Below are 5,838 nucleotides of genomic sequence, written 5' to 3' on the forward strand. Positions count from 1 at the left end.
AAACATTTCAAAATAACTACTTCGCTTAACGCAGTCATTGCACTGATTTTATACTTTCTTAACTTAGAACAAAAGCGCAAGCACCCGATTAGAAACGTAGCGTCTGAAGCGAGTCAACGGAGATAGAGGAGTCACGGTGAGTTTGAGTTTCTGGGCGCTAAAGCTGGACGTGGCTCAACACTCCCGTATTTGTCCACATGGGCTAATTTTTTAATTTCCTAAACTATGAAAAAAAGCAGCTAGGAAAGCTGATAGAGAGGATTCTTTGCAAATAACAGAAAGAAAATTTGAATTCCATATCAAAAGGAACCGGGAAAGACGACAGTAGGACCTTTCCCGATAATAATAAAGGAATCCTTAATGGACTTTTCTTAATCCTTAGGTAAAAAAATTTTTAGTCTTCTTTTTGATAATTTAGATCAATTATAATTTCGTTTTTATTGATTGAGAAATTCACATTCCAACTTGGATATATTTGAAATTCTTGATTTTCTTCTACTTCCAAAATAGCATGTATTTCTTCGTAATCGTTTGAAATGAATGCTATTTTTTTGTATCATTATTAAAAAAACATTAATTTCAAAATTTATATTATTCATTTGCTTACCTCTTTCTAGTTTGAGATTTACATAAAGCGCTAAGGCATTCAGGAAAAAAACATAGGCTGGGACAAAACACCTTCTTTACTCAAAATACGAATAATCATGTTATCAATAGGAGTATCATCGCCGCACCGTGAAAATAGACGCGCTTTCCGGGCACGGCCTCAGCTAACTTGGTAAAGAAAAACACGTTACCAAGTGGATCTTCGGACTCGTGCTGTTCCCGCCGGAGTCTCGCTTATTTCAGGTGCTAAATGAATGATTCTGATCAAAAAACGAAAAGATAATTAATTTAAACTAATTATCTTTTCGTTTTTAATTGTTTCTTCATTCTTTTGTTTCAGTCTCTTTTTTATTCTACAGGGTTTGTGTCCCTTTTTTGTAATTCTAGCTAAAAACCTTTTTTGCTACCGTATGCTTTTTCACTTCATTTCGATCCACTTCATAACCAATTCCTATAGCGTCCTGAACAGTCAAGACACCATTTTTTGCTACAACTTCTGGTTGGATAATATCCTTTTCCCAATACCTAGATGATGATGCTGTATCTCCAGGAAGTGTAAAATTAGCTAATGCTGCAACCGCTATATTATGCGCACGTCCGACACCTGATTCCAGCATTCCACCGCACCACAATGGGATTCCTGCATTTTCACATAAATCATGAATTCGTTTCGATGCTGTTAATCCACCTACACGACCTATTTTTAAATTAATTATTTTACAGCTGCCTAATTCAATTGCTTGGCGAGCATCCTCAAACGAATGGATACTTTCATCCAAACAAATTGGTGTATTAATTTGTTTTTGTAATTTTGCATGGTCAATTAGATCGCCAGCTGTTAGTGGCTGCTCAATCATCATTAAATTAAATTCATCCAGTGCTTTTAATAGGTTGATATCGTCTAACGTATATGCAGAGTTTGCATCTACCATTAATGGGATATTAGGGAAATGTTTTCTTACCTCTCGCAAAACCTCTATATCTTTTCCTGGTTTAATCTTTATTTTAATTCGCTTATAGCCTTCATCCACTTTCTCTTGAATTGCTTGAATTAGTTTTTCATAACTATCTTCAATCCCCAAACTAATTCCAACTTCAATACGTTTCTTCGTGCCTCCAAGACTTGTAGCTAATGATTCACCACATTGCTTCGCATATAAATCCCATACTGCCCCTTCTAACGCAGACTTGGCCATATGATTACGCTTATACGGCTTAAACAATTCTTGAAGATCATCCGGATGAGTAATTTCTTGATTAACAACAAGCGGAATAAGAAACTTCTCTAGCATATACCAACTTTGTAACGTGAATTCCTCGCTATATAAGGGCCGTTCAGATGTAACCCCTTCTCCCCAGCCTGATATTCCATCATCGCCTTTTACTTCAACCAACAAAAATTCTCTATTCTGCTCCGTTCCAAAACTAGTGGTAAATGGATTTTTCATTTGCATTTGCATCTTATATAAAACTACTTCATTTATTCTCATCTAAAATTCACTCCTTTTTATATTGGTCCCCATCCAATCATAACAGCTATGGTTAAATAAACAATTCCAATAACACACCAAATGACTACTAAAGGTAACACAAATTTAATCCATTTCACCCACGATACACCTGCAATTGCCAAGTTAGCCATTAAGATACCAGAAATTGGGGTGATCACATTTGAAAATCCATCCCCCATTTTATAAGCTTGAACAGCTACTTGTCGGGGTATTTCCATAATATCTGCAAGTGGCGTCATAATCGGCATAACAATAACGGCCTGTCCACTTCCAGATGATACGATAATATTAAAAAGAAAATTAGCGAAGAACATGACAATAGCACCGATGACGCTCGTAAATGGTTCCATAACTGTTGCCATTCCTTGAACAATAGTGTCTAAAATTTGTCCATTCTCTAGAATTACTACAATTGATCTTGCCATTCCAATAATTAATGCTCCGTATACCAGTCCTTTACAACCATTAAAAAACTGTACTACCAATTCATTTGGGTTAATTCTGGCAATAATTGCTGTACCAATCGCTATAATAATAAACATAGCGGCCATCTGATTCAACGACCAGGCATACTGAAACACTCCAAAAATATATATTCCAATCCCCAATGCGAGCCATAATAAAACCAATTTATGTATACCTGTTAATTTAGATGGGGCAGCATCTACACTTTTTTCATCATATTTTGGAAAGCGGTTTCCGCCAAGTACACTCTGCATTGGGTCTTTTTTGACACGACTAGCATACCACCATATATAACCTATTGTCGAAGCAAGTACCGTTAAATAAATTAGCACCCGAAAACCAATACCAGAAAACAATGGTACTTGGGCAATCTGCTGGGCCATTCCAGTAGTTAATGGATCAAGAAAAGCGGTATTAAACCCTGCATATGCTCCAAGATAGATAATGGAGACACCGACTACGGCATCCAACTTCATAGAACGGGCTAAAATAATCCCTATTGGGATAAACGCAATAACTGCATTTACGATAATACCTAAAGCACCAAAAATAGAAAATAGACTACATACAATAATAATTAATAGATATTCCTTATCCTTTGTCTGATTAATCGTCTTCATAATTAACGCATCAATCGCACCTGTGTATTCAATTACCGCAAAAGCTCCGCCAATAATAAGCACAAGAAAAATTAACCCCGCTGAATCGATCATACCCTGTTGGATTGCTGTAAATATTTGAATAAATGATGCTGGTTGTTGTTCGCTTTGTTGATAGCTATCAGGTATTACAGTTGTAATATCATTGACAGTCTCTCTGTCAAATGTACCTGCTGGTATAAGGTATGTCGCTACAGCTGCAATAATTAAGATTGCAAATAAAATAACATACGCATCTGGAAGTCCTAGCTTTCTCTTTGTGCTTTTTAACTTATTAGTAGATTTTTTCATTATTTCCCTCCTTTTTAATTTTCAAAATATTATCAACTTGCATTGTATTATAATAAAGGATATAATTTATTGCAATATAAAATATTGGAAAAACTTTAAAAAAAGAAGGTGAATTCTTTTGACGGCTAATTATGTAAGAAAAACAGAATTAGAATTTTCGAACCTTACAAAGGGTCTAAAGAAAGTCGCCGATGCTTTACTCTCTGATCCTATGGTATTTGCCATTCACCCAGCCAAAAGAGTAGGAGAAATAATTAGTGTTAGTGAAACAATGGTTATTCGCTTCTGTCATTCGATTGGTTATAGTGGTTATAGTTCTCTGCAAAAGGATGTAAGAAAACACTTATTAGAGGTCAAACAACAATCCGATGAAAAACTACAGGAAATGAGCAACTATTATGTCGAAAGTATGCTAAAGGACATAAGCATACTGCAAAATAATATGGAGAAGATTGCCATTGATGACATGGAAAAGATTATCGAAGCGATTATTAATAGCGAAAAAGTTGTCGTTGCTGGTTACCACCACTCCTTTACATTTGCGCATTGGTTTTACTTTAATTTAAATTATATTTTAGGAAATGCCGACCTATATAGACCGGAGACGGATGCTGGTTTGCTTGATCTATTACCTGTTAAATCTTGTATCATTGTTTTCTCATTTTACAGATATGCCATTGATACCATACGCCTAGCAGAAGAAGCAAAGGAGAAAGGTATTAAAGTCATTGCAATAACCGATTCTAGAGTTTCACCGGTTGTGGAACATGCAGATATAACCATTCTTATTTCAGTTAGTCAAAATACGTTATTCAGTAAAGGACCTGTTACCATAGCAATTGTTAACGCTTTATTATTTGAAGTCGTGGAACGTGTAGAAAAGAGAGGGAAAATTAAATCAACTTATAAATACTTTATAAAGGATGGAGAAGATTAACATGAAAGACTTAGAAAAACAGGTTAAAGATACATTTAACTATTTACATCAACATGCAGAAATAAGCTGGGAAGAGGTGGAAACAACAAAGTATATTGCTAATATCTTAAAAGAAAATGGGTGCAATGTTAACACATTCGTAGATCATACTGGGGTAGTAGGTGAATATGGAAACTTTAAAGATAATTTGCCGATTGTAGCTGTTCGTGCAGATATTGATGCTCTTTGGCAAGAAGTTGACGGCAGCTTCCAAGCCAATCATTCATGTGGACATGATGCCCACATGGCAATGGTATTAGGTTTACTATGGAAGCTACAGCAGTCACCTGAGCTGCATAAGCAAATTGCAATAAGATTTATCTTTCAACCTGCTGAGGAAAAAGGTGCTGGAGCATTGAAGATGGTAGAAAAAGGTGCTGTTGATAATGTTGAATATCTATTTGGTGTTCATCTTCGCCCTCAGCAAGAATGTAAAATGGGAAATGCTGCCCCAGTAATCGTTCATGGAGCAACAAAGATGTACAGTGCAGAAATAAGAGGACATGATGCCCATGGAGCAAGGCCACATTTAAATATTAATGCGATTGAGGTCGGTGCACAAATTGTTAATCTTTTAAGTAAAATTCATTTGGACCCAAGAGTTCCCCATTCTGTTAAAATGACAAATTTCCAAGCAGGTGGAAAGAGTTCAAATATAATTCCAGGGAATGCTTCATTTTCACTGGATATGCGGGCGCAATCAAATGAAATTATGGATGAACTTGACAATAAAGTACTAAATATTTTCGAAGCAATGAAAAATTTATATGATGTAAAAATTAAATTAACAAGTACAGAAGGTATTGCAGCTGCAAGAACAAATGAACAGGCTACTTCTATTATGAGAGAAGCAATCAAAAAAGTACTCGGTACTGAAAACGTAGATCCACCACTAGTAACACCAGGCGGAGATGATTTCCACTTTTATACAATAAAAAGACCAGAGCTAAAAGCGACGATGCTTGGCTTAGGCTGTGATTTATCCCCTGGTCTTCATCACCCTTATATGACCTTTAATAAGGATGCGTTAATGAATGGGGTTCACATCTTGTTTGAAGCGATCAAGGAAGTATATCAGCATTAAACCTTAAGGCTGGGACAAAACACAACTTCTTTACTTAAAATACGAATAATCATGTTATCAATAGGAGTATCATCGCCGCACCGTGAAAACATACGCGCTTTCCGCGGGCACGGCCCATAGCCGTCAAGTTAAGCAGGATATTTTAAAAACCAAAAAGTTATTCGTTATTCTGACATTATAAATGGAATAATTTGGAGGGATTACGTATGGCTAAGCAATATCATTTTGACTCGTTTGTAAAGAGTG

General features: G+C 35.9%; 4 protein-coding genes. 2 read left to right on the forward strand and 2 right to left on the reverse strand.

Going from position 1 to position 5,838, the window contains the following annotated elements; all coding sequences use genetic code 11:
- Positions 1-989: 989 nt before the first annotated feature.
- Complete coding sequence (gene menC, locus Q1A47_RS19655; protein ID WP_026679577.1) at positions 990-2,096, reverse strand: o-succinylbenzoate synthase; 1,107 nt, start codon at positions 2,094-2,096, stop codon at positions 990-992.
- Between the two features lie 17 nt (positions 2,097-2,113).
- Entirely contained in the window at positions 2,114-3,532 is a 1,419-nt protein-coding gene (locus tag Q1A47_RS19660; RefSeq protein ID WP_026679578.1) for a YfcC family protein, read from the reverse strand.
- Between the two features lie 118 nt (positions 3,533-3,650).
- Between Q1A47_RS19660 and Q1A47_RS19665 the strand changes: the two genes are divergently transcribed.
- Both Q1A47_RS19665 and Q1A47_RS19670 read left to right on the forward strand, forming a co-directional pair.
- Entirely contained in the window at positions 3,651-4,469 is an 819-nt protein-coding gene (locus Q1A47_RS19665) for a MurR/RpiR family transcriptional regulator (RefSeq protein ID WP_034678022.1), read from the forward strand.
- Entirely contained in the window at positions 4,456-5,592 is a 1,137-nt protein-coding gene (locus Q1A47_RS19670; protein WP_299632729.1) for a M20 peptidase aminoacylase family protein, read from the forward strand. Before Q1A47_RS19665 ends, Q1A47_RS19670 begins: the two co-directional genes overlap by 14 nt.
- The last annotated feature ends 246 nt before the right edge of the window (positions 5,593-5,838 follow it).

The sequence above is a fragment of the uncultured Virgibacillus sp. genome (assembly GCF_947495635.1).
Lineage (GTDB): Bacteria > Bacillota > Bacilli > Bacillales > Amphibacillaceae > Virgibacillus > Virgibacillus salarius.

Coding starts and splice junctions, on each gene's coding strand:
- Q1A47_RS19670 (WP_299632729.1), top strand. CDS start 4,456: ATGGAGAAGATTAACATGAAAGACTTAGAAAAACAGGTTAAAGATACA.
- menC (WP_026679577.1), bottom strand. CDS start 2,096: ATGAGAATAAATGAAGTAGTTTTATATAAGATGCAAATGCAAATGAAA.
- Q1A47_RS19660 (WP_026679578.1), bottom strand. CDS start 3,532: ATGAAAAAATCTACTAATAAGTTAAAAAGCACAAAGAGAAAGCTAGGA.